The organism is Tautonia plasticadhaerens, from assembly GCF_007752535.1.
Classification (GTDB): domain Bacteria; phylum Planctomycetota; class Planctomycetia; order Isosphaerales; family Isosphaeraceae; genus Tautonia; species Tautonia plasticadhaerens.
In genome coordinates, this window is the sequence record NZ_CP036426.1 from 5,705,019 (window position 1) to 5,728,679 (window position 23,661).

19 protein-coding genes are annotated in these 23,661 nt (G+C 70.6%); 13 read left to right on the forward strand and 6 right to left on the reverse strand.

The genetic code is table 11. From position 1 onward, the window contains the following. Nucleotides 1–10: 10 nt before the first annotated feature. Nucleotides 11–2,161, reverse strand: coding sequence for a redoxin domain-containing protein (locus tag ElP_RS22810; protein WP_145273507.1), 2,151 nt, complete (start codon nucleotides 2,159–2,161; stop codon nucleotides 11–13). 183 nt (nucleotides 2,162–2,344) lie between these two features. Continuing rightward, entirely contained in the window at nucleotides 2,345–3,184 is an 840-nt protein-coding gene (locus ElP_RS22815; protein ID WP_231749220.1) for a SirB1 family protein, read from the reverse strand. A gap of 180 nt (nucleotides 3,185–3,364) precedes the next feature. Here ElP_RS22815 and ElP_RS22820 point away from each other — a divergent pair, with 180 nt between their 5' ends. Both ElP_RS22820 and ElP_RS22825 read left to right on the forward strand, forming a co-directional pair. Continuing rightward, on the forward strand, nucleotides 3,365–4,207 hold the full coding sequence (locus ElP_RS22820; RefSeq protein ID WP_145273512.1) for a transketolase: 843 nt from the start codon (nucleotides 3,365–3,367) through the stop codon (nucleotides 4,205–4,207). Between the two features lie 64 nt (nucleotides 4,208–4,271). Further along, nucleotides 4,272–5,255 (forward strand): transketolase family protein, encoded by a 984-nt coding sequence (locus tag ElP_RS22825; RefSeq protein ID WP_145273514.1) that lies wholly within the window; start codon nucleotides 4,272–4,274, stop codon nucleotides 5,253–5,255. A 35-nt stretch (nucleotides 5,256–5,290) separates the two neighbouring features. On the opposite strand, the gene ElP_RS22830 is transcribed toward ElP_RS22825, so the two are convergent. Together ElP_RS22830 and ElP_RS22835 are read right to left on the reverse strand one after the other, a co-directional pair. Then, the gene (locus ElP_RS22830) at nucleotides 5,291–6,310 is read right to left on the reverse strand and encodes a glycosyltransferase family 2 protein (RefSeq protein ID WP_231749221.1); all 1,020 of its coding nucleotides are present in this window, start codon (nucleotides 6,308–6,310) and stop codon (nucleotides 5,291–5,293) included. After that, a complete protein-coding gene (locus ElP_RS22835; RefSeq protein ID WP_231749222.1) occupies nucleotides 6,270–7,367 on the reverse strand; it encodes a sugar transferase in 1,098 nt (365 codons plus the stop codon). The genes ElP_RS22830 and ElP_RS22835 overlap by 41 nt, the downstream gene beginning before the upstream one ends. A gap of 214 nt (nucleotides 7,368–7,581) precedes the next feature. Here ElP_RS22835 and ElP_RS22840 point away from each other — a divergent pair, with 214 nt between their 5' ends. The 4 genes from ElP_RS22840 (at nucleotide 7,582) to ElP_RS22855 (ending at nucleotide 14,060) form a co-directional block, all read left to right on the forward strand. Continuing rightward, on the forward strand, nucleotides 7,582–8,679 hold the full coding sequence (locus ElP_RS22840) for a glycosyltransferase family 2 protein (RefSeq protein WP_145273521.1): 1,098 nt from the start codon (nucleotides 7,582–7,584) through the stop codon (nucleotides 8,677–8,679). An 86-nt stretch (nucleotides 8,680–8,765) separates the two neighbouring features. Beyond that, the gene (locus ElP_RS22845) at nucleotides 8,766–10,331 is read left to right on the forward strand and encodes a glycosyltransferase family 39 protein (protein WP_197446296.1); all 1,566 of its coding nucleotides are present in this window, start codon (nucleotides 8,766–8,768) and stop codon (nucleotides 10,329–10,331) included. A gap of 121 nt (nucleotides 10,332–10,452) precedes the next feature. Continuing rightward, entirely contained in the window at nucleotides 10,453–12,669 is a 2,217-nt protein-coding gene (locus ElP_RS22850) for a hypothetical protein (RefSeq protein WP_145273527.1), read from the forward strand. A 74-nt stretch (nucleotides 12,670–12,743) separates the two neighbouring features. Continuing rightward, nucleotides 12,744–14,060 (forward strand): glycosyltransferase family 4 protein, encoded by a 1,317-nt coding sequence (locus ElP_RS22855; RefSeq protein ID WP_145273530.1) that lies wholly within the window; start codon nucleotides 12,744–12,746, stop codon nucleotides 14,058–14,060. Nucleotides 14,061–14,066: 6 nt separating this feature from the next. Here ElP_RS22855 and ElP_RS22860 read toward each other — a convergent pair whose 3' ends face one another. Beyond that, nucleotides 14,067–14,906, reverse strand: coding sequence for a hypothetical protein (locus tag ElP_RS22860; protein ID WP_145273533.1), 840 nt, complete (start codon nucleotides 14,904–14,906; stop codon nucleotides 14,067–14,069). A gap of 147 nt (nucleotides 14,907–15,053) precedes the next feature. Next, entirely contained in the window at nucleotides 15,054–16,157 is a 1,104-nt protein-coding gene (locus ElP_RS22865; RefSeq protein WP_145273536.1) for a hypothetical protein, read from the reverse strand. Between the two features lie 695 nt (nucleotides 16,158–16,852). Between ElP_RS22865 and rsfS the strand changes: the two genes are divergently transcribed. The 7 genes from rsfS to ElP_RS22900 all read left to right on the forward strand — a co-directional run bounded on the left by rsfS (nucleotide 16,853) and on the right by ElP_RS22900 (nucleotide 23,506). Continuing rightward, entirely contained in the window at nucleotides 16,853–17,356 is a 504-nt protein-coding gene (gene rsfS / locus ElP_RS22870; protein ID WP_231749223.1) for a ribosome silencing factor, read from the forward strand. Between the two features lie 45 nt (nucleotides 17,357–17,401). Then, nucleotides 17,402–19,258, forward strand: a complete 1,857-nt coding sequence (gene argS, locus ElP_RS22875) for an arginine--tRNA ligase (protein WP_145273544.1) — start codon at nucleotides 17,402–17,404, stop codon at nucleotides 19,256–19,258. Between the two features lie 178 nt (nucleotides 19,259–19,436). After that, nucleotides 19,437–19,706: a 30S ribosomal protein S14 gene (gene rpsN / locus ElP_RS22880; protein ID WP_145273548.1), complete on the forward strand. Its 270-nt coding sequence runs from the start codon at nucleotides 19,437–19,439 to the stop codon at nucleotides 19,704–19,706. Between the two features lie 510 nt (nucleotides 19,707–20,216). Next, nucleotides 20,217–20,750 carry a bifunctional pyr operon transcriptional regulator/uracil phosphoribosyltransferase PyrR gene (gene pyrR, locus ElP_RS22885; RefSeq protein ID WP_145273551.1) on the forward strand — a complete coding sequence of 178 codons (534 nt, stop codon included), beginning with the start codon at nucleotides 20,217–20,219 and terminating at the stop codon, nucleotides 20,748–20,750. 43 nt (nucleotides 20,751–20,793) lie between these two features. Further along, nucleotides 20,794–21,780: an aspartate carbamoyltransferase catalytic subunit gene (locus tag ElP_RS22890; protein ID WP_231749224.1), complete on the forward strand. Its 987-nt coding sequence runs from the start codon at nucleotides 20,794–20,796 to the stop codon at nucleotides 21,778–21,780. A gap of 131 nt (nucleotides 21,781–21,911) precedes the next feature. Further along, complete coding sequence (locus ElP_RS22895; protein ID WP_145273557.1) at nucleotides 21,912–22,193, forward strand: hypothetical protein; 282 nt, start codon at nucleotides 21,912–21,914, stop codon at nucleotides 22,191–22,193. Then, entirely contained in the window at nucleotides 22,190–23,506 is a 1,317-nt protein-coding gene (locus ElP_RS22900; RefSeq protein ID WP_145273559.1) for a dihydroorotase, read from the forward strand. The genes ElP_RS22895 and ElP_RS22900 overlap by 4 nt, the downstream gene beginning before the upstream one ends. The last annotated feature ends 155 nt before the right edge of the window (nucleotides 23,507–23,661 follow it).

A 23,661-nucleotide genomic window follows, 5' to 3' on the forward strand; every position in this document is an offset into this window, starting at 1 on the left:
ACCCGGCCGGTCAGCGCCGGGTGATCGTCATGATGGACGTGTCCATCGCCGAGGCGATCGCCCGGTCGAGCCTCATGAGCTTCTCCCCGGTCGCCCCGGTCTCCCGGTGGACGACCCGGCCCTCGCGGTCGAGGAGGATGAGGGTCGGGTAGTACCGGACCTCCATCGCCCCCGCGACCGGGCAGGAGCCGTCCCCGGGGGCGAGGAGGATCGGGAAGTTCAGCCCGAGCCGCCGGGACGTCCGGGCCACCGCCCTCGGCCCGCCTTCGCCTTGCCGCTCATAGGCGATCGAGACGACCCGGAGCCGGTCGGGCCCGAACTGCCGCTGGAGCTCATCCAGGTGGGGCATGGCGGCGAGGCACGGGTCGCACCAGGTCCCCCAGAAGCAGAGCAGGGTGAACTCGGAGTCGGCGTCCCGGAGGCGGAAGGTCCGGCCCTGGAGGTCGGGCAGGGTGAAGTCGTCGAGCCTGGCCTGCTCGGCGTCGTAGGAGACGGCCGGCTCGACCACGGGGGCGTCCGCCGAATCCGCCCGACCTCGGCCGACCAGTCGCATCAGGCCGGAGGCCCACCCGCCGGCTTCGCCGGGGTCGTCGGTCATGCGGTCCCCGTCGGGATCCGTCCCGACGAGCCGGTCCGGGGGCGGGAGGTCCGACCACCGGAAGGAGCCCCTGGAGTCCGCCGGCGTCGGGGCCTCGGCCGCCGCCTCGGGGAGTTCGGAGCCCGAGATCGGGGCGTCTGTCGCCTCGGGCTCCAGAACGGGGAGCGGGGCGATCGAAAGCTTGGAGATCATCTCCGGCTCGGACACCGGCACGGGCTCGATCTCGACCGGATCTCCGTCCGAATCGGGTGAACTCGTCCCGGAATCGGGTTGACCCGGCAAGGAGGCGACCGGCGGATCCGGCGGGTTGGGGACCGACAGATCCGGAAGCTCGGCGACCGTCGGTCCCTCCACAAGCTGGTGGACGTCGGGCGGGGCCGACGCCGGGGCGAGTTGCAGCGAGCCCGGGGTCGACCATCTTCCCTCCGGATCGGCCGGGGCGGTAGGCTCGGCCCGGGACTCGACCTCGGGGGGGACGTCGGTCATCAGGAGTGGCGGGTCCGGTTCGTCTCGGTCACCCGCCGATTCCGGCTCGAAGTGCTGGACCGTCGGGAGGGTGGCGTCCTGGCCCCGGTACCGGACGGTCGACCCGGGCGTCGGGGACGGTCGAGCCGGTTCGGGGCCGAAGGTCCTGATCGTCGGATCAGTCGGCACGGATCTCTCGGACGGGGAGGACTCCGGGATCTCGGGAGACGGATCGAACCGCCCTGACGTCACCCCTCGCTCGGAGGGGTCGACGCTCGACGAGGCGCCCAGCGTCGAGGCCGGGAAGTCGAGGGCGAGTTCGTCGTCCTCGGGCCTCGGCCGGGGGGGGGACCTTCGGGGGCTCGACGGGAGGGGGGCGTCGCGTTCGGTGTCGAGCGACGCCCGCCTCACGGAGTCGCTCGGGACCCACCCGGACCGGGACTGGTCCGGGGAGTCCTGATCCATCGGCACCGCCCGGGCCGGGGCTTGCGGCGGGTCGTCCTGGGGAGGGACCGGTTCGAGCCCTCCTCCCTCACGACTGAAGAGGGCGACCCCCGAGGAGTCGTCTCGGGTCCCCGAGGTCGCCTCGGCCCGATCTCCCAACCCGGTGGATGCGACCCGGATCCGCAGCTCGTCGGCCGGGGCCGAGACCGAGGATCGGCCGAGCAGGACCTCCCGACCGTCGTCCCACTCGGCGATGACGGTGTAGCGCTCCCCGGGACGGAGCCCCTTCAGGAGGAACTCGCCGGAACGATTCGTCGTCCCCTCGACCTCGCGACCGGCGGGGGCGCCGTCCACGGCCAGTCGGACCCGGGCGTTGGCCACGGGGATCCCCAGGTCGTCGACCACCTTGCCGACGATCTGCCCCGGGCGATCACCACCCGGGGGGGGCTCGACCCGGCTGGAGATGGTCGACGGCGGGCGACCGCCGACGGCCGGCCGCTCCGGCCGCGAGCCGATCCCGGCGATCGTCCGGACCTCCGGCCCCTCGCGGCGTCCGAGCCCGAGCCCTCCGCCCCGCGGCAGTCCCCGGCAGCCGGTCAGGCCGGACAGGAGCAAGACGGCGGTGATGATCCAGCCGATCGCTCGGGTCTGCAACGGCGATCCTCCGCTCTCCTGTGTCGTCCGGGACCGGGCCTGGAATCCTATCCCCTCGGCCGGCCCGGGCGCGACCCACTCGTCACGGGGCCTCGCTCCATCCGCACCCTCACAGCATCGACCGAACCCGGCCCGGACTTGAGCCGGATTTGCGAATCCCTCCGGGGATTCCGGCCCGGGGTGTCAGTCGCCCTGCCGATGCCGGTCCCTGGCCTGCCGGATCAGTGCGCGGATCGTCGGGGAGTCGGTCGGTTGCTCGGCCTGTTCCAGGTAGGCCGAGAGCTGCTCGATCGCCTCCGAGGGCCGTTCCAGTCCCAGGAGGATCACGCCGAGGTCCCGGCGAAACCCCGGCTCACCCGGACGGAGGGCGACGAGACGACGCAGGACCGGCGCCGCGGCGGGTCCGTCGCCGGCCTCGAGGTGGATCGCCCGGAGGTTCCCGAGCATCCGGGCCACGACCTCGGCCGTCGAGCATGGCCGGAAGTGTCCCTCTCCCAACTCGACTCCCGATCCGGCCCGCGATGCCACCAGGCGTCGGCACCCGTCCCGGTCCAGCAGCGCCCCGTCGTGGAACGGGTCGACGAAGAGGGGGGAGCCATCCTCCCGGTCGGCCCTGAGGACGAAATGGGCCGGGAGGTTCACCCCCGAGAGCGAGAGGCCGAGCCGCTCGGCCACCGCCCGATAGGCCACCCCGAGGCTGATCGGGATCCCGGTCCGGCGATCGAGTACCTCGCTCAGGTAGCTGTTCCTCGGGTCGTAGTAATCCTCCTCATTCCCCGAGAATCCCTCCTCAACATAGAGGACCCAGTTGATCTGCTTGATCACCTCTACCACGGGGGCATCTTCGAGGACTCTCGGCCGGACCCGGGCGGCCAGCGCGGCGATACGGTCGAGGTAGGCCCGGGGATCGAGTTCGGGATCGGCGTCCTGGGAGATCTCCAGGGCGATCCGGGTCAGGTCGGCGCGATCGTCCCCGCCGACCAGGCGGGCGAACTCGGGGCTGTCGGGGATCGTGATTCGCACGGCAAGCTCGCTCGCGGTCGAGGCGGTTCGGCCCGGGTCGAGCATACCGGAAGGGGGACCGGACGAGGAATGGACGTCCCGCCGGGGACGCCCGATTCGCCGGAAACGCTCTTGCCCCGGACGACCGCGGGCCCTTATGTTCGGGGGCCGACAGGTGAACGCAACCCGGAGGAGTCGACCGTGTCCGAGAACGTCGAATCGTTGCAGCAGCGGGCCAAGGCCATCCGGGTCGACATCCTCAGGAGCACGACCGAGGCCGGCTCGGGCCACCCGAGCAGCTCGATGTCCGCCGCCGAGGTGGTCACCGCGCTGTACTTCGGCGGCTTCATGGACTACGACCCGAAGAATCCGCACTGGCCCGACCGCGACCGCTTCATCCTCTCCAAGGGGCACGCCGCCCCGGTGCTCTACGCCGCGATGGCCGAGGCCGGGTACTTCCCCAAGGAGGAACTGATGACCCTCCGCAAGCTCGGCAGCCCGCTGGAGGGGCACCCGAACATGGTCCGCCTCGGCGGGGTCGAGGCGTCGACCGGCTCGCTCGGGCAGGGGCTCTCGATCGGCGTCGGCCACGCGCTGGCCGCCCGGGTCGACAAGAAGACGTACCACACCTACGTGCTGACCGGCGACGGCGAACTGGGACAGGGCCAGATCTGGGAGGCCGCCGCCTCGGCCGCCAAGTACGGCCTGGACAATCTGACCTGCATCGTCGACCGCAACCACTTCCAGCAGACCGGCGCCGCCGAGGAGGTCCTGAACATGGACCCGATCGACGGCAAGTTCACCGCCTTCGGCTGGCAGACCCAGGTCATCAACGGCAACGACATGCACGAGGTCGTCACCGCCCTGAAGCGGGCCCGGGAGGTCAAGGGCCGGCCGACCTGCATCGTCTCGCTGACGCACAAGGGCCAGGGGATGCTCAAGCTCCTGGAGAAGCTCGGCGACACGAACTACCACGGCAAGCCGGTCAAGCCCGAGGACCTCGACGCGGCCATCGCCGAGGTCGAGGCCGAGGCCGGCGTCTGACCCCCCTACCGAATTCGACGGATTCGAAACCGACGCGAACCCGAACGACAAGGCGACGACACCCATGGCGGGCGCTTCCTCCGCGTTGCAGTCCAAGAGGCCGATCGGCAAGGCGACCCGAGACGCGTTCGGCCGGGCCCTGGAGGCCCTCGGCGGCGACTATCCGGACGTGGTCGTCGTCGACGCCGACGTCTCCAACTCGACCCGGACCGAGTGGTTCGGCAAGAAGTACCCCGACCGGTTCTTCAACATCGGCATCGCCGAGAGCAATCTCGTCGGCGTCGCCGGGGGCCTCGCCTCCTGCGGCAAGACGGCGGTGATCTCCAGCTTCGCGGCCTTCATCACGTGCAACGCGTATGATCAGTTGCGGATGGCGGTGGCCTATCCGGGCCTGAACGTCAAGGTCGTCGGCAGCCACGCCGGCGTCTCGATCGGTGAGGACGGCGCCTCGCAGATGGGCATCGAGGACGTTTCCCTCGCCTGCTCGCTGCCCGGTTTCGTCGTCATCGTCCCGGCCGACGAGGCGTCGACCAGGGCGGCAACGAAGGCCCTGCTCGATTACAAGGGGCCGGTCTACCTCCGCACCGGCCGCCCCGACGTGCCGAAGATCTACCCGGACGAGCCCGCCCCCTTCACCATTGGCAAGGCGAACCTGCTGCGAGATGGCTCGGACGTGACGATCGTGGCCAACGGCCTGATGGTCGCCTCGGCCCTCGACGCGGCCGACGAGCTGGCCGGTTCCGGGATCGAGGCCCGGGTGCTGGACATGCACACGGTCAAGCCGATCGACCGCGAGGCCCTGCTCGCCGCCGCGCGGGACACCGGGGCGGTGGTGGTGGCCGAGGAGCACCTGGCGCACGGGGGCCTCGGCAGCGCGGTGGCGATGGCCGTCGCCGAGCAGCATGCCGTGCCGATTCGATTCGTCAACATCGGCGACACCTTCGGCGAGAGCGGCACTCCCGAGGGCCTGCTGGAGAAGTACGGCCTGACCGCGGGTCGGGTGGTCGAGGCGGCCCGGCAGGCGGTCTCCGCCAAGAAGAACGGCTGATCCGACCCGTCGACCCGGCGAACCGCCCCCGAGTCTCACGCCTCGGCGCAGGCCCCGGCCGCCCGGATCGGGCCCGAGACGTGATCGACCGCCGCCCGGATCGGGGCCACCCCCATCCGGAAGGCCGGCGGTGAGGCCGCCGATCGGGCCAGCTCCCGCCGATGCGATCGAAGGGCCAAGGATCGGTGCAAGGAGCCGATCGCGTCGAATTTGCCCATGAGGAACGGCATCGCCCGCCCCTTCGACGCCTTCCAGGCGAGCTGGATCCCGAGGAATGCCAGGTGCGGCACCAGGGCCGCCGCCAGCCAGCCAACCGGCAGGTTCGACCAGAACAGGACCTCGGCGTTCCTCGACATCCGGCGGTGCAATTCGGGTCGGCCGTGGTCGTAGGTCGCCGAGACGTCGTGCAGGATCCGGCTCCCCGAGGAGAAGACGCAGGTATAGCCGGCCCATCGGAGCCGGAAGGCGAGGTCCACGTCCTCGTAATACGAACCGTAGGAGGGGTCGAAGGCGCCGGCCCGGCGGATCGCCTCGGCCCGGTAGAAGGCGCTGGAGGCGCTGGCGCCGAAGACCTCCTCGTCGGGGCGATCGGCCCAACGCCCGGCCGGCTGCCCGTGCCCCCGCTTGCCGGGCCAGCCGAAGAACGCGTAACAGTCGCCGGCCGAGTCGACCCGGGTCGGGTCGGATCGGACGAGCACGAGCGGGGCGACCGACCCGACCCTCGGAGCTCGGAAGGGGGCCAGCCCGGCCTCGGCCCAGCCGTCGCAGACCTCGGCGTCGTTGTTCAGGAGCTGGATGAACTCCCCCCTCGAGGCGGCCACCCCGGCATTTGCCGCGGCGCAGAAGCCCCCGTTGCGCCCCAGGCGGAGGACCCGGGCCTCGGGGTGGTGGGCCTCGACCCACTCGGCCGAGCCGTCGGCGGAGGCGTCGTCGACGACGATCACGTCGAGGTCGATCCCGCCCGGTCGGTGCCTGCGGAGGCTCGCCAGGCAGGGGGCGAGCAGGGCTTTGCCGTCATGAGTGGGTATCACGACCGAGAGCGTCGGTCGGCTCACGTTCGACCCTCCGATTCCGGGGCACTCCCCAGTCCACCTTGCCGAAGGCGACGTGCAGGGCGGTCATGAACAGGATCTGGATGTCGAGCCAGAAGGACCAGCGTCGGACGTAGTCCAGGTCGTACTGGAGCCGCTTCCGGATCGAGGTCCGCCCTCGCCAGCCGTGGACCTGGGCCCAGCCGGTCAGTCCGACGGGGACGACGTGGCGGAGCGGGTATTCGGCGACCTCCCCGGCGAACCGCTCGACGAAGATCGGCCGCTCGGGGCGGGGGCCGACGAGGCTCATCTCCCCCTTGAGGATGTTGAAGATCTGGGGGAGTTCGTCGAGGCAGGTGTGCCGGAGCCAGTCGCCGATCGGCGTGCAGCGGTCGTCGTGGTTCGCGGCCCAGATCGGCCCGGTGACGCTCTCGGCGTTGGGCTTCATGCTCCGGAACTTGATGATCTTGAAGATCGTGCCGTTCTGGCCGACCCGGTCCTGCAGGTAGAAGATCGGCCGGCCCGACGTGGCGTAGATCAGCAGGCCGACCGCCGCGAACACCGGCGAGAGCAGCAGCAAGATGACCGACGAGAGCACCACGTCGACCGCCCGCTTGGCGGCGCGACCCGCGTGGACCCTGCGCCCGGGGGGCCGCACCGGGCGGAACCGGAGGTGCGGCACGTCGGCCGTCGGGGGCGCCTGGGGAGCGGACTCCGACTCCCCCGCCATCCAGTGGACGCGCAGGTCGGGGTCGCTCAACGCCAGCAGCTCGGCCTCGGAATACCGGGGATGCCCTTCCGAATTGGCCACGATGACGTGAGTCGGCCTCGAGCGTCGGATGACTTCCGAGAGCCGTTCCAGGCGGCCGAGCACCGGGATCGGCTCGGAGCCGGGGTGGATCGCCAGCTGCCTGCCCCGCCCCGACCGGTCGACGAAGCCGACGATCCGGAGCCCGGACCAGGGGCGTTGGTCGAGCACCGCCGCCAGGCGACTCAGGCCGCGTCGGGCGCCGACGATGAGGACGCGACCGGTCTCGGGCGAGCCGACGGCCGAGGCCCGGAGGGTGGGCGCATCATGCACAGATGAATCCTTCATCGGGTTTGCACCGGTCCTCGGTGACAGGGAAGCGGGCGGGCGGCCGACCGGCCCGTCCTCCCGCGGTCGGCAGGGATGCGGCGATTTCGGCCTTCAGCGAATCGGCTCAAGCGTTACCATCGGCCGGGCCGACTTGAGGATTTCAGTCATTCTCCGGGTTCCTTCCCGACGCGCTCCCGAGGACGAGGGCCGAGCACCGATGGACGCCGCACTCCCCGACGCCCGGCCCCGCTCGACTCCCCCGGCCCTGGCGATCGTCATCGTCAACTTCGACTCCTGGGCCGACACCGATCGGCTGGTCGGCTCGCTCGCCGGGGAGCTGGAGTCGCTCGACGGCCGCTGCGAGGTGGTCGTGGTCGACAACGCTTCGGCCGACCCGCCCCCCGCCGGGCTCGAATCCCGGCCCGGGATCCGGGTCGTCCTCCGCCCTGACAATGGCGGTTTCGCCGCAGGAGTCAATACGGGTTGGCGATCGACCCCGGCCCGATGGCTCCTGCTGCTCAACCCCGACGTGGTCGCCGGCCCCGGCCTGATCGGCCGCGTCCTGGGCCGGATCGAGGCGCTGGAGGCGGGCCCCGGCGTCGGGCCGGTTCCCGGGGTCGTCGGGTTCGGCCTCCGGAACGAGGACGGCAGCCGGCAGCACTCGGTCGGCGCCTTCCCGACGCTGCTCGGCTGCGTCCGGGAGTCGTTCCGGCCCCGCTCCCGCCGCAAGTACTGGCCGCTCTCCCGGACGGGTCCGGGGCCGGTCCCCTGGGTGACGGGGGCGTGCATGCTGGTCCGGTCGGCGGTGCTGGAGCAGCTCGGCGGCATGGACGAGGAGTTCTTCCTCTATCACGAGGAAGTCGCGCTCTGCCGCTCGGCCCGGGATGCGGGCTGGGGGATCTCCCTGGACGTCGGGGTGGAGGTCGCCCACCTCCGCCCGCTCCAGTCGAGGGAGGTGAGCCCCCGGCTTCGGGTGGTCACGAGGCACAGCAAGCTGCTCTATTTCCTCAAGCATCGGCCCCGATGGGAGTTCGAGGTGCTGGCCCGAGTGGTGTCGGCGGAGGCATGGATCCGGGGCCTCTCGGCCGGGATCGGCGGTCGGGCGGCCGAGGCGGGGGCGTGGGCGGCCGTGGGCCGGATCGCCCGGGAGATGGGGCCTGGCCGGGGGCCGAGGGGGGTGCGGGTGCGGGAGATCGCGGATCGGGCCGTCTCCGGCGGCGGGGTCGCGCCCGGTCGGGGGCCGTACTCGGGTCGGCGCGAGGTGAGGGCCGAGGGCCGGTCGATTCCCCTCGACGTTTCGGGGCGATCGCGGTAGAACCTCGGCCGCTTCGGCCGCCGGGTCGGGCCTCCGATGGATCGAGGGGCGGACGGTCGAGCACTCGCGTCCCAGGGAGGGGTCGCATGAGCCGCCTGCAACACGGATTCGTCGTCGTCCTGCTGATGGTCGCCGCGGGGGCCCTCCTGCTCTGGAAGACGACGAGGACGGAGATCGTCTTCGCCGACGGCCTGCGCTACATCCGGCAGGCGAAGGTGATCGAGGCCGGCGAGCTCGTCGGCGGCCTGCTCAACGCGATCGACCACCCGGCGTATCCGATCGCCATCTCGTGGGCCCACAGCCTGGAGGGCGGGGACGGCCCGCTCGACTGGCAGCGTGCGGGGCAGATGGCCTCGGTCATGGCGGGCATCCTGCTGGTGATCCCGCTCTACCTAGTCGCGCTGGAACTGGTCGGCCCGAGGGCGGCGTGGATGGCGGTGGCCCTGTCGTACATCGCCCCGGTGGTGTCGAACGTCACGGCTGACGTGCTGAGCGAAGGGCTGTTCCTGCTGTTTTGGAGCTGGGGCGTCTGGGCGGCGTTGCGATTCCTGAAGGACGGGCGGTTCGCCTGGCTGACGCCGATGATCGCCGCGACCGGCCTGGCGTACTTCACCAGGCCCGAGGGGCTCCTGCTGCCGGCGGCGGTGGTGGCGACCCTGCTGCTGATGCCGCTGCTGCCCTCGACCCGGATGCGGTGGCCGAGGTGGTGGGCGGCGGTCGGCCTCCTGGTCATCGGGCCGGCGGTGATCGTCGGGCCGTACATGATTCACAAGGGGAGCGTGGGCACGAAGCCGGCCATCGCCAGGCTGCTGGGCACGGCCCCGCCCTCGGGCAACGAGGCGGTGGAGCGGAATCGGCCGCTCGACCCGGGCCAATCGGCCGTCCGGACGTACGCGGTCGCGGCGAAGGTCGTGTTCGAGTCGATCCGGGACGCCGTGACGGTGCCCGTGCTGCTGATCGTGCCCGTCGGGATGCTCGCGGCACGGCGGGCCGGCCCCTCGTCCCGGCAATGGCTGTTCCTGGGGGTGGTGCTCTGCTCCGCGTTCGTCGGGCTGGTGCGGCTGCACGCGACGGGGGGTTATTGCTCGCCGAGGCACGCGATGGTGCCCGCACTGCTGCTCATCCCCTTCGCGGCGCTGGGGATCGATCACCTGTTGAAGTCGGTCACGCTGCCGGGTCGCCTGCTCGGCACCCCCGGGGAGGCGATCCGCCCGGGGCCGATCTTCTGGCTCCTGGCGCTCGGGGCCCTGGCGATGCCCACCCTTCCCCGCCACGCCACCCCGCTCAATTCCTCATTCGTCGCCTACCGGGAGGCGGCCGAATGGCTCCGGGAGAACGCCGGGGCGGGCGAGAAGGTCGTCGACCTGACCGGCTGGTCCCAGTTCTACGGGGAATTCGAGGGGTATACGTTCGCCGATGTCATCTATGCCGGTGCCGACCAGGAGGCCCGTTGGGTCGTGGCCCGGGAGGCCCACGTCTACGGCGAGTGGGACTACTGCGAGATCCTCCGTTCCCTGATCGGCCCGCTCCGCCCCGAGGTCGTCGTCCCCGAGGGGGCCGACCCGGATGAGGCGAGGGTCTACGTCTTCGACCGCAAGGTCCCCGGCGACCTCGTCCTGATGGGGACGCCGTCCGGGACCGTCCTGCGCTGAAGGGCATGCTCCGGGAGGTATCGAGGGGCGTTCAGTCAGCTTGCCTGTCGTCTTGACGAGAGGGGAATGGGACGTGGAATCCTCGATCAACGGGATTGAGCCTCGCCGGGGAGCCCGGGCCATGGCCGCTCGGGCTGCGGCGGTCTTGGGGTTCTACCTCGCTGCGGTCGTCGGCGCGACCTGGCCGTTCGTGACCACGATCTCGTCCCGGCTGCCGTCGACGGGCGATCCGCTCCAGCACCTCTGGGTGATGCGCTGGTACAAGCAGTGCTTGCTGGAAGGCCGATCGCCTCTGGTCTGCCCCGAGTTGCAATACCCCGTGGGGGCGCCGATCGGCAATTTCTCGCCGCTGCATCTCCAGTCGGCCCTCTATTTGATCACGTCCGCGATCAGCGCGAATGACGTGCTTTGTTTCAACCTCATCTGGCTCTTCGGCCTACTCTTCACCGGCATGGGGACGTACGTGTTGGCCCGCTACGTCCTGTCGGACGACGGGGCCGCCGCCCTGGCCGGGCTGCTGGCGATGCTCAGTGGCCCGGTCATCTTCCACTCCCACTTTCACCTCGAACTGATCTTCGTCGGCGGATTCCCGCTATTCCAGCTGGCCTGGATGCGTTTCGTCGATCGGCCGAGTTTCGGGCGCATGCTCGCCTCGGCGGCGGGTTTTGTGTTGGTGGCGACATGTGCGGCCTACTTCATGGTCTTTGCGATTTTCCCTGCGGTGCTCTACCTGGCGTGGAAGGCGTCCGGGCAGCCGAGGAAGGAGGTCTTCTCTTGGCTGGGCCATCGACTCGCGTGGTCGAGCGGCTTCGCGTTGATTTGCCTCCCGGTGCTGATGGTCCTTTTCTCCGGCCAGATTTGGAATGTCATGCAGGGTCAGGCGGGAATCCGGCCCCGGGCGGAGTTCGACATGTATGGGGCACCTTGGTGGGCTTACCTGGTCCCGGTCCCCGGGCAGGTGCTCCAGGGCATGCTGCCGCTCGACCTCTATGGCGCATCGGGCACGTCGGGAGAAGGGGTTGCATATCTCGGGGTGGTCGCGCTGCTCCTGGTCGCCCGGGCATGGTTCGGGGGGGCTCGTTTCAGGGACTCTGGTTTCTGGTGGTCGTCGGCTGCGATGCTCGCCGTGCTGTCGTTGGGATCGACCTTGAAATACGGGTCGATCCAGATCCCGATGCCGGCCGGATGGCTCAGGGATTGGGATTTGTTCGTGCCATTCCGGCTGATCCGGGTGCCCGCGCGGTTCAAACTCTTCGTGCCCGTTTGCACGGGGATCATCGCCGGGGCGGCGTGGATGCAGATTCGGTCCCGGTGGTCGAGCCGGACCAAACGTGGGGCGGGGTACGTCGCCATCACCTTGCTCGTGGTCTTCGACCTGGCACAAGTCCCCTTCCCTTCGGAGCCATTGCCCGACCTGCCTCGGGGCTACGCCTGGATCAGGGACCGGGAGCCGGGGGCGGCCTGGGTGGATGTGCCTCAGATGAACTCGGCCAATGCGCACGCGATCAATTCGAGGTACACCTACTGGCAATCGCTCCACGGTGGGAGGACGACGGCCGGGTATTCCGGCCATCAGAATCGGCCGTTCGACGACCTGCTGAGCTGGAATTCGCCGTTCCTCGATTCCAGGATGGTCGAGGCCTCGTTCCCCGGCCCACCCGAGGCGGAGCGTTACGACCTCGTCCGCATGGCCGAGTTCCGGGATTACGTCTGGTTGTATTTGACGCACCACGACCTTCGATTCGTCGTCCTTCATCGCTGGACCGACGGATTCTCCGGCCTTCACGTCGACAGGGTCGCCGACTTGCTCGACGACGCGATGTGTTACGACGATGGCGAGTTGGCGATTTTCGACCGCGAGCTGATGGACCCTCCCCAATCCGCGGTCGTGCTTGAGTCTGACGATTGGGGGGGGTATTACCTGTTGCCGAGGGACGGGTTCGTTCGCCTCGCGACTCGATCCTCGGTCGTCGAGACCTATAACCCCGATCCGATCGAGCCGCTCGTCTTCGCCTTCGAGGCAAAAGCGATCGGCGGCACTCGACGGGTGACCCTGTACGACGGCCCGACGGCCCTCTGGCATTGGGACGTGAGCCCGGATGCGTACCGCCTCCAAGTCAGCCCGCCGTTCCTCCTGGGAGCCGGACTCGGGACGCTCCGGCTGGAGAGCGACGGCGTCGTCGAGCTGGACCGGTTGAAGCGGCGCTTCGAGGGGGAGTCCCGGCCCGCGTCGATGGTCGTCCGCGGGATCTGCCTGAGGCCGTCCCTGCCGGGGGAGCGGGAGCAGGCAGGGGTCATCGCCGGGAATCGGGGGGCGGCGGACACGCCGCGTCGATGATCGTCCCCGGCCCCCGGGCGGGCGTCCGGGGGCGGTGCGGCGACGGGGAATCGGGGTCGAGGAGACGCTGTCCGATGCGGATCGCCTGGTATACCCATCGTTATTTCCCCTGCATCGGCGGGGCGGAGACCTACGGGCGGGCCATGGTCCGCCGGCTCGTGGCGGGCGGCCACGAGGTCGAGGTGCTCACCAGCGACGCGAAGGATCTCTGGTACTTCAACGACCCCCGGCGGGCCCGGCTCGACGAGCCGGCCGAGTCCCGGGTCGACGGGGCCCTGGTGCGGCGATTCCCGGTGCGGCACCTCCCCTTCCAGCGTTACGCGGGGAAGCTGCTCGGCTACGTCCCGCACTGGCCGACGCAATGCCGGTACTCCTCGTACATGCCGATCATCCCCGAGCTGGAGCGAGCCAGGGGCCGCACCGATGCGGTCTTCGCCGTCGGCTTCCCGTTCACGAATTTCTCGTACGCCGCCTGGAAGCGGGCAAAGGGCAGCGGGGCGCCGCTGATCCTGACCCCCTTCCTGCACCTGGCGACTCCCGGGGACCCGGTGAACCGCCACTACACCAGGCCGCACCAGGTCCGATTGCTCAAGGAAGCCGATGCGGTGGTCGTCGTCACGGGCCTGGAGGCCGACGCGGTGGCCTCCTGGGGGATCCCCCGAGCTCGGATCGTGCAGGCGGGGATGGGATTCGAGCGGGGGGAGGTCTGCGGGGGCCTGGGGGCCCGGTTCCGCGAGGCCAACCGGATCTCGCCGGATCGGCCGCTGATCGGGCACCTCGCCACGCTCGACCCGAACAAGGGGACCAACGACCTGGTGCGATCGGTCCTGGCCTTGAACGAGTCGAGGCCGGCCGACGACCCGATCTACCTCGCATTGGCGGGGGTCAGCTCCCCGCACTTCGAGCGGTTCGCCGAGGGCCTGCCGGCGTCGACCCGGCGCTGGCTCATCCGGACCGGCCCGCTCTCGGCCGAGGAGAAGGCGGACTTCTTCGACGCGATCGACGTCTTCGCCATGCCCTCCCGGACCGACTCGTTCGGGATCGTCTTCCTCGAGGCCTGGGCGAACGCCAAGCCCGTGGTCGCCGCGGCGGCCGGGGGCGTGGTCGAGGTCGTCGAGCATGACAAAACGGGTTTCCTCGTCCCCTTCGGCGACGTGGAGAAGCTGGCGACGGCGATCGACTGGCTGATCAACGAGCCCGAGACCGCCCGGAGGCTCGGCGAGGCCGGGCGGGACCGGGTCGCCCGGGGCGCCTCGTGGGACGACTGCTTCGAGACCATCCGCGATCGCCTGGGGGCCTTGACCGGGGCGAATCGGCGTGTCGATTCGGCGTCCTCGGGGAGTCCCGGCCCCCGGGCCGGGTCCGCAACTTCCCCCCGACCCGCCGCGTGAGATCGATCAGGCCGGGGCGTTCCTCCGTCGCCCCGAGCCGTGCGGGCGTTCGCGTCGCTGCCGCTCGAACCGCAGGGAGAGCCGGGCGGTGCGACGTTCCTTCCGCTGCCGGCGCTCGATCGCGTCCTGTTCGGTCAGGCGATCGGGGTCGAGGAATCCGTCATTCCCGGGGCCCCTCGAAGAAGCCGCCTTCCGGGCCGGTGCCGGCTCGGCGTCGTCGAGGCCCCAGCGGTCGCAGCAGAGGCAGTAAGCATTCGGGGGGAGGGGGTCCGGTCCGCAGGCCGGGCACGGGACCTCCGAGTCGATCGAGGGGCCGGGCCAGGGGATGAGCCCGGTCCCAATCAACCTCGTCGGCCGGGGCGGGGCGGCCCGCTCCTCGCTCCGGCAGACGACCTTGGCCCGGGCCGGCGATCGATGATAGCGCTCGGCCTGATGGCTGGTGTCGGCGAGGGCTTCGGGGCCCGGGCCGGGATCGACGAGGAACGCGAAGGAGGCCGAGGAGGGGTCTCGGACGACGTGGGTGGAGCGGGGGGCGGCCGGCTCCGGGTCGCCCTCCCGGGCCCATCGGAGCACCTGTTTGGGGCCGAGTTCGACCAGGTGCACGCCGAGTCGGACGGCCGACAGGGCCGAGAGGGTCACGACGATCCCCTCGGGCCGCTCCCAGATGTCGAGCTGGCCCTCGAGGTCCATCGAGGCCACCGCGTCGAGCGTCTCGTCCCGGTCGAGCCCGATGAGGAAGGAGAGCTCCTCCGGGGTCAGCCAGGCCGTCGGCCCGCCGGCGATGGCCTGGAGGATGCGATCCCGGACCTCGGCGTCACCCGGGTCTGGCGTGGTTATCCTGGTCACGATCCGATCTCCGTACGACGATCGGAGACTCCCCCGGATGGCGAGGGGTCCGCGGTGGTGTGTTGGGGGGTGGTACGGGAGGGGGCCCGGGGATTGCACCCCGGCCCCTTCCCCTGGATTCATGGACGCCGTCCCGATCGCGGGAGATCAGGAGACCGACTCGGCGGATTCGCCCGCCTCGGTCCTCGCTTCTACGGCGGCGAACTCCTCGGCCGACAGGCCCCGACGCCGGGGGACGAGGCCGATCGGCTCGGCCGGCTCGGCCGCGGGGAGGTGCTCCATGCGGGATCGCCGGCCCATTTCCTCCTCGGTCGGCGCCTTGAGGGCGGGCATGGCGGCCTCGGCCTCGGCGATCGTCGCCGCCAGCTCGACCTCGGCCCGGGCGGCCTCGGCCTCCTCGGCCCGGCAGTCGGCCTCCATGCCCCGGATCGTGGCGATCGCGGCATCGGGGAACCGTTCCAGGCCGTCGAGGACCCGTCGCACCCAACCCGCCGCGGATCCCTCGGGGGACTGCCGGGCGAGGACATAGGCCGCGATGCAGGCGTTGGCGTCCCTGGCCTCGATCGCGTGGCGGGTGAACTGATCGAGGTCGTCGCCGGGGACGCCCTCGAGCTCCTCAACGTAGCCCGACACGAGGCGGGGATTGACGCGGTCGGGGCGGTCGCAGGCCAGGTCGATCCGCCGCTGATCCCCGGGGTTGGGCGCGATTGCGCGGAGGGCCTCGAGCTGCCGTCGGGCCCATTCCCGGGCCGCCTCGTCCCCGGAGAGGGTGGCGGATTGGTGCAAGCGGAGCAGGTCGTCGAGAGTGGGGGCGGGGTCGCCGCCGGCGACCCGACGGGTGTAGGTCCGGCCCCGGAACTCCTCCTCCCGATTGCGGAGCTGCTGCTCAATGAGGGAATCCCGGAGGAGGCGGTTCGTCTCCCGCTGGAGGGCTTCGAGCGAGGCCGACTCCCTGGCCCGGTCCCGCGCCGAGGCCGCCTCGGAGAGCCGGTCGAGGAAGGCTCGGGGCACGGAGCAGGAGGCCTCGGCCCGCTCGAGGAGCGACCGACGAAGCTCGGCTGCCGCCTCGGAGGCGAGGCGGCGGGCGACCTTGGGGGTGACCTCACCCCGGCGGACGCCGGCCCCCAACTCGTCCCGACGGGCCCGGAACCGGGCGAGGGCCGCATCGGCTTCGGGCTTGAAGCCCGAGCCGCCCTGGGCCGCTCGGATGCCGAGTGCCTCGAGGTTGGTTCGGAGGGGATTCAGTGCCATGTTGCGTCGCTCCAGGTGGTTCGCCATGAACTCGGGACCGGGCCGGGTGCCGATGGCTATCGGCCCCGGCCCCGCTCGGGTCGTCTTCGGGATGCGGGAAGGGTGGTCTGCCCGCCCGGGTCGGGGCCTGGATCGGAAACGCCGATCCTTCTCCCGTCAATCCTGGCGGCGGACACGATGGGGAGACCAATCAGGGGGCGCACCGGCCACCGCGGCCGGCGTCGGCCGCAAGAGGCGATGCGGGGACGTCGGATCGGCGGTCGGAACGGGTGTCGAGTCAGGGCTCGCCCCACGGGCCATCGAACCGAACCCCGACCCGGGGGGCATCGGCGACCGGATTCGTCGTCGCGATGCATCCCCCTTGACATCAATATCGAGATTCGAGCGATTCTTAGTCACATACAGTGGGTGTTTTTTCCCGAAGGATCGGGATCGGTGCCGCCGTGTCCCGTGGCCGAGGAGGTCCAGAGGGGGTAGAATCGCATGATGGCTCCGAACGGCTCGCCCGACCCCGGTGTCGGGATCGGGTGGTTCCTCGGCCCCTCGTGCGGTCCCCAGGGGACCGCACGGACTCACCCCTCGGGACCTTCGAGCCCTCGACGACCATCGCAGGGGATCCCGAACCAACGCGAGCGCCCATGTCCGAATCGAATCAACCGCCCCCCGACGACGCCGCGGGGCCCTCGAAAGACCCGATGCCCTTCCTGCCCCGTCGCGCCCGATTCCACGACGTGCAGGACGAGTCCGTCCCCGAGGCCGTCACCCGCTCCTCCCCCGAGCGACAGGCGAAGGCGCTGGAACTGGCCCGCTTCGCCGCCCGGATCGCGGAGGAGAACCGCGCCCGGGACATCGAATTGCTGGATCTCCGCCAGTCGACCCCCCTATTCGACTACTTCGTGGTGATTACCGCCCCGTCCCGACGCCAGGCGAACGCGATCATCTCCGAGATCGACCACGAGATGAAGCAGCGGCAGGAGCAGAAGCTCGGCATCGAGGGGTCCGAAGAAGGGCGCTGGACCCTGATCGACTACGGCGACTTCGTCGTCCACGTCTTCTCCGACGAGGCCCGGGACTTCTACGCGATCGAGGACATCTGGGGAGACGCCACCCGTCTCGATTGGCGGGCGGAGACCGCCCCGGATTCGATTCCCGCTCCCGATCCCGCCCCCGCTCCCGACTCCCCGCCGCAGGGCGACTGATCCGCGGCCCTTTCGATCTCCCCTCTCGAGACGCATCCCCCCGCCATGAACGTCCTGCACCGCCTGCGACGCGCCTTCGCCGCCGCCTCACCCGAGGGCGCCTCTCCCGACGCCTTCGCCCAGGCGGTCCGGCCGAGCACCGACCCGAAGTTCGGCGATTATCAGGCCAACGGGTGCATGGCCGCCGCCAAGGCGACCGGCAGGAATCCCCGGGAGCTCGCCTCGGCGGTCGCCGATCGGGTCGATCTCGGGCCGATGGCCGAGGCACCCGAGGTCGCCGGGCCTGGCTTCCTCAACGTCCGGCTCCGGGACGACTGGATCTCGGCCGAGATGTCCGGCCTCCTCGCCGACGACCGCCTCGGCGTCGAGCCGACGGACGACCCGCAGACGATCATCATCGACTATTCCTCGCCGAACGTCGCCAAGCCGATGCACGTCGGCCACATCCGGTCGACCGTCATCGGCGAGAGCGTCTCGCGGATCCTGTCGAGCCTGGGGCACAAGGTCATCCGCGACAACCACCTCGGCGACTGGGGCCTCCAGTTCGGCCAGATCCTCTGGGGCTGGAAGAACCACCTCGACCCCGAGGCGTACGACCGCGAGCCCGTGGCCGAGCTTGCACGGCTCTACCGCCTCTCGGCCTCGAAGATGAAGGCGGCCGAGGAACTCGCCCCGAAGCTGGAGAAGGTCCGGGCGCTGGAGCGGCAGGGGAAGCCCGACGAGGCCGCCTCGCTGTTCTCGAAGCTGTTCGACGACGCCGGGATGTCCCGCGAGCAGGCCGAGGCGGCCGTCGCCGAGGCTCGGGCGGTCACCGAGGCCTCGCGGCAGGAGACGGCGAAGCTCCACGCCGGGGATCCGGAGAACCGGAAGCTCTGGGAGCAGTTCATGCCCCACTGCCTGGAGGCGTTGGAGGGAATCTACCATCGGCTCGGGGTCCGGTTCGACGTCCAGCTGGGCGAGAGCTTCTATGACGCCATGCTCACCGAGGTGGTGGAGAGCCTGAAGCAGGGCGGGCTTGCCGAGGCGAGCGAGGGGGCCACGGTCGTCTTCACCGAGTCGACCAAGGCGCCCATGATCGTGCAGAAGCGGGACGGCGCATTCACCTATGCCACCAGCGACCTGGCGAAGGTCAAGTACTGCGAGGACGAGTTCGACGCCGACCGGCTGCTCTACGTCGTCGACAGCCGCCAGGGGGACCACTTCAAGCAGGTCTTCGACGTCGCTCGTCGCTGGGGCTATGCCGACGTCGATTTCGACCACGTCGCCTTCGGCACCATCCTGGGGACCGACCGAAAGCCGTTCCGGACGAGGTCGGGCGACGTGGTCGGGCTGGAGTCCCTGCTGGATGAGGCGGTGGCCAAGGCCCGGGAGGTCGTCGAGCAGAACAGCGGCCACCTGCCCGAGGACGAGCGGGCTCGGGTTGCGGAGGTCGTCGGCATCGGCGCGGTGAAGTATGCCGACCTGTCGCAGAACCGGCTGAGCGACTACGTGTTTGACCTCGACAAGATGGTCGCCATGATCGGCAACACGGCGACCTACCTCCAGTACGCCTACGCCCGGACCCGCTCGATCTTCCGCAAGGGGGAGACGACCCCGGAGGCGATCCGCCGGGCCCGGCCGACGATCCTGATCACCCACCCGGCGGAGCGGGCGCTGGGCGTCGCGTTGCTCCGGCTGCCGGAGACCCTGGAGGCCGCCGCCGCCGAGCTGAAGCCGAACGTGCTGGCCGACTACCTGTTCGGTTTGGCGAACCTCTTCAGCGGCTTCTTCGATGCCTGCCCGGTGCTGAAGGCCGAGTCGGCCGAGCGGCGGGACAGCCGGCTCGCCCTGTGCGACCTGACCGGCCGGACCCTGGCCTTCGGGCTCGAGCTGCTCGGGATCGAGGTGGTCGACCGGATGTGAGCCGGGGATCCGCCCTCCGGCCCACGGTCGGGGCCGGGAACCGTCTTCCCGGTGCGCGGGCCGGGCGTGTATGATGATCCGATTCGAACGTCCACTGGCGGTTCGACGGGGAGGGTCCGACGGTCGGGACTGCCCGGAGGCACCGCGACGGTTCGAGAGCACGATTCGGAGGGCCGAGATGGCCTCGAAGTCCAGCGTCGAGAAGATGAAGCGGATCGAGGAACTGGTCGCCAAGTACGCCGAGCGACGCAAGGCCCTCAAGGAGGCGGGCGACTACGCCGGCCTGGCCCGCCTGCCCCGGAACTCCAGCCCGGTCCGGCATCGCCGGATGTGCGCGCTGACGGGTCGCTCTCGCGGCAACTATCGCAAGTTCGGCATCTCCCGAATCATGCTGCGCCAGCTCGCCCACGAGGGGAAGATCCCGGGGATGAAGAAGGCGAGCTGGTAATCGTCGAGAGCGTCCTCCGGAGGGGCGAAGGCCCCGCCCCGAGTTCGGGTCCGGACGTCGGCGATCCACTCGGGGCCCGGGACGAGGGCTCGGGCCGATGAGATGGCTCGGGCCGGCTCCATCCGCCGGCCCGAGTCGCCGCGAGGATTCCGAGGTTGGGATCCTTACGCGCCGGGCTGGATGGCTGCCCAGCGGGAAGGGGTAGTGCCCCGGACAGTCGTGCCACCCCCGCCGACGCGATGCCGAGGCCCATGGTGAAGATCGGTCCCTGACTTATCGGCCGGATCTCGCGACGCTTCGCCGCGAGCCCGTCGAGGATCGGGCGAGGGCGGGCCGGGTTGAAAACGGGTCGTCGGCGACTCGTGGCTCACCGACGACTCCGTCGCCGGCCGCTCGCCACTGACCAGCGTCTGGTGCCGGGCCGCATTCGCTTGTCCTCGGCCGGACGGGCGGATAGGATCGCATCCAGCGAGACCCTGGAGCGCCCCGCAGGATCGAGGTCGATGCATCATGGGACGGCCCGAGTCCAGGATCGGCGGGCCCGAGGAGATGGAGACGCTCCTCGGGCGGCTCTCAGGGCAGATCGCCCGCGGCAGGCTCCCCGGCGTGCCGCTGCTGCTCATCGGCATCAGGACCCGGGGCGTGCCGATCGCCGAGCGGCTGTCCGGGCTGCTCGAAGGCGTGCCCGTCGGGGCGGTCGACATCACCCTCTACCGGGATGACCTCGGCCTGCAGGGGCACTGGCCCGTCCTGAAGGGGACGGAGGTGCCCTTCGACGTCGACGACGCCGAGATCGTCCTCGTCGACGACGTCCTCTACACCGGCAGGACGGTCCGGGCGGCCATGAACGCCGTCTGCGACCTCGGGCGTCCCGCCCGAGTCCGGCTGGCCGTGCTGGTCGATCGGGGCGGGAGGGAATTGCCCATCCGGGCCGATTACGCCGGCACGACGGTCGACGTCGGACCCGGTGAGCGGATCGAGGTCCGCCTCCGGCCGATCGACCCGGATGACGAGGTCGTCCGGGTCGGCCCCGCCTCCTCCTGAATCCCTACCGATCGCCCCCGCACTCGGCGAAGGAGCACCCGCCGTGAGCACCGCCCCGGCCCCGACCGGCGACGCGCCGAGACCGGCCGCACCCTGGAACCGGCGCCACCTGCTCGGCCTCGAGGAACTCTCCGCCGAGGAGATCACCGCCATCCTCGACACCGCCGACTCCTTCGCCGAGGTCTCCGACCGCCCCCGGAAGAAGGTCCCCGCCTTACAAGGCAAGGTGGTCTTCAACCTCTTCTTCGAGAACTCGACCCGCACCCGGACCAGTTTCAGCCTCGCGGCGAAGCGTCTCTCGGCCGACGTCCAGGACTTCACCGCGAGCACCTCGAGCCTCTCCAAGGGGGAGTCGTTCATCGACACCGCCCGGAACATCGAGGCGATGGGCTGCGACGTGATGATCGTCCGGCACTCGATCTCCGGCGCCCCCAAGCTCCTCGCCCAGCACGTGCGGTCCTCCGTCATCAACGCCGGGGACGGCGCCCACGAGCACCCGACCCAGGGGCTGCTCGACCTGCTGACCATCCGCCGCAAGAAGGGGAGCATCGCCGGGTTGACGGTCGGCCTCGTCGGGGACATCGCGCATTCCCGGGTCGCCCGGTCGAACATCTGGGGCCTGAAAAAACTCGGCGCGAAGGTGATCCTCTGCGGCCCGCCGACGCTCGTCCCCCGGGGCTTCGAGCGCCTCGGCTGCGAGGTCGCCCACCACCTGGATGACGTCCTCCCGAGGCTCGACGTCATCAACGTCCTCCGCATCCAGTTCGAGCGGCAGCAGAAGGGGCTTTTCCCGTCCGTCTCGGAATACTTCCACTTCTACGGCATGACCCGGGAGCGGCTGGGGCGCTCCCGACCCGACCTGCTGCTGCTCGCCCCCGGCCCGATCAACCGGGGCGTCGAGCTGACCCCCGAGGTCGCCGACGGCCCGAATTCCGCGATCCTCGACCAGGTGACCAACGGCCTGGCCGTCCGGATGGCGGTCCTGTATCTCGTCAGCGGGCTGCCCCAGGCCCGGAATCCGGTCGCCTGATCCCCCCTTCCCCGCCGGAAGCCGACACGATGATTAGCCCGACTGCCCCGGCTGCGACGAGGTTCGGGACGCGCATCGCGCGTCGCCGACCCGACTCGGCCGAGGGCTCCCGCCGGGGGATCGATCCCGGGGTGATCGGGGATCGGACCTGGGCGGAGCGGACCGAGGTCGCCGCGTCGGTTTCCTGGATGGTCCGACGCCTCGGATGGGCCGCCCACGAGTGGGCGATGGATGGCACCCGCCTTCGCGTCGACCCGGACCTCCGGGTGCTGGGGGACGACCCCAGGCCGACCGGCGAGGGCCGGGACGCCGGCGACCTCAGCCCCCGATTCGACCCGGACCCGGAGGAGGCCCCGGCCGTGCCCGATCGCCGGGAGGACGCCCGCCTCGCCGAGGAGGACTTTTCGCCGTGAGTACGATCCACATCAAGGGCGGCCGCGTGATCGACCCCGGCCAGGGGGTCGACGCCTCGCTCGACGTCTGGCTCCGCGACCGCAAGGTGCTCGCCGTCGGCCGGGAAGGGCCCGGCGACGCGGACGAGGTGATCGACGCGGGCGGCCTGATCGTCTGCCCCGGGCTGATCGACTGCCACGTCCACCTCCGGGAGCCCGGCAACGAGGAGGACGAGACGATCGCCACCGGGGCCGATGCCGCCCTGGCCGGGGGCGTGACCACCGTCGCCTGCATGCCGAACACGATCCCGCCGCTCGACACCCCCGCCGGGGTCGAATACATCGTGCTCCAGGCCAAGCGGGCGAAGAAGTGCAACGTCTACCCGGTCGGCGCCGTCAGCAAGGGCCGGTCGGGCGGCGAGCTCGCCGAGCTGGGACGCCTGGTCGAGGCCGGGGCCGTCGCCTTCACCGACGACGGCGCCCCGGTCGCCAACCCCTCCCTGATGAAGCGGGCACTCCAGTATGCGAGCATGTTCGACAAGGTCATCATGCAGCACTGCCAGGTGATGGAACTGACCGACGGGGGCGTGATGAACGGCGGCTACCAGTCGATGCGACTGGGGATCCCCGGCATGCCGCCGGAGGCCGAGGACATCATGGTGGCCCGGGACATCCGGCTGGCCGAGGTCACCGGTGGCCGGCTGCACATCCAGCACATCTCGACGGCCAGGGCCGTCGAGGTCGTCCGGGAGGGGAAGCGACGGGGGGTCCGCGTGACGGCCGAGGCCTGCCCGCACCACTTCACCCTGACCGACGACCGGCTCGAATCGTTCGATTCGCATTTCAAAATGAATCCGCCCTTGAGGACGTCGGAGGACGTGCAGGCCGTGATCGAGGGGCTGACCGACGGCACGATCGAGGTCCTGTCCACCGACCATGCCCCGCACGCCCCGGAGAAGAAGGCCCGGGAGCTGAACCTCGCCCCGTTCGGGATCATCGGCCTGGAGACGCTCGTCCCCCTGGTGGTCACGCACCTGATCGGGCCCGGCCACCTCGACTGGCCGACCGCCATCCGGATGCTCACCGTCGCCCCGGCCGACCTCCTCGGGCTGGGCCACCGCAAGGGGAGCCTTGCTCCCGGTTTCGACGCCGACGTGACGATCCTCGACCCCTCGGCCCGATGGACCGTCGACCCGGGACGATCTCGCTCCAAGAGTCGCAATACCCCGTTCGGCGGCTGGGAGGTCACCGGCCGTGCCCACACGGTGATCGTCAACGGCGAGATCCGATTCCGCCACGATCCGGGCGAACGGGGCGATCTCCCGGCTGGCTGAGCGGCGACCCGGGTCGAAAAACTCGGGCCGATCACGTGACGGATCACGCTGATCTCCCTCAGCGGGGCTCGACTCGGTTCGGGCCCGAGACCGGAGGGCCGGCATGTCGATGCCGGTCCCCTCGACGCCCCACCTCTCCCATCGGGGAGCCCGAT

Excerpts from the sequence above, each read along its gene's own strand:
- ElP_RS22825 (WP_145273514.1), top strand. The coding sequence starts at position 4,272 with ATGGCGGGCGCTTCCTCCGCGTTGCAGTCCAAGAGGCCGATCGGCAAG.
- ElP_RS22840 (WP_145273521.1), top strand. The coding sequence starts at position 7,582 with ATGGACGCCGCACTCCCCGACGCCCGGCCCCGCTCGACTCCCCCGGCC.
- ElP_RS22845 (WP_197446296.1), top strand. The coding sequence starts at position 8,766 with ATGAGCCGCCTGCAACACGGATTCGTCGTCGTCCTGCTGATGGTCGCC.
- ElP_RS22850 (WP_145273527.1), top strand. The coding sequence starts at position 10,453 with ATGGCCGCTCGGGCTGCGGCGGTCTTGGGGTTCTACCTCGCTGCGGTC.
- ElP_RS22855 (WP_145273530.1), top strand. The coding sequence starts at position 12,744 with ATGCGGATCGCCTGGTATACCCATCGTTATTTCCCCTGCATCGGCGGG.
- ElP_RS22865 (WP_145273536.1), bottom strand. The coding sequence starts at position 16,157 with ATGGCACTGAATCCCCTCCGAACCAACCTCGAGGCACTCGGCATCCGA.
- rsfS (WP_231749223.1), top strand. The coding sequence starts at position 16,853 with ATGCCCTTCCTGCCCCGTCGCGCCCGATTCCACGACGTGCAGGACGAG.
- argS (WP_145273544.1), top strand. The coding sequence starts at position 17,402 with ATGAACGTCCTGCACCGCCTGCGACGCGCCTTCGCCGCCGCCTCACCC.
- rpsN (WP_145273548.1), top strand. The coding sequence starts at position 19,437 with ATGGCCTCGAAGTCCAGCGTCGAGAAGATGAAGCGGATCGAGGAACTG.
- pyrR (WP_145273551.1), top strand. The coding sequence starts at position 20,217 with ATGGGACGGCCCGAGTCCAGGATCGGCGGGCCCGAGGAGATGGAGACG.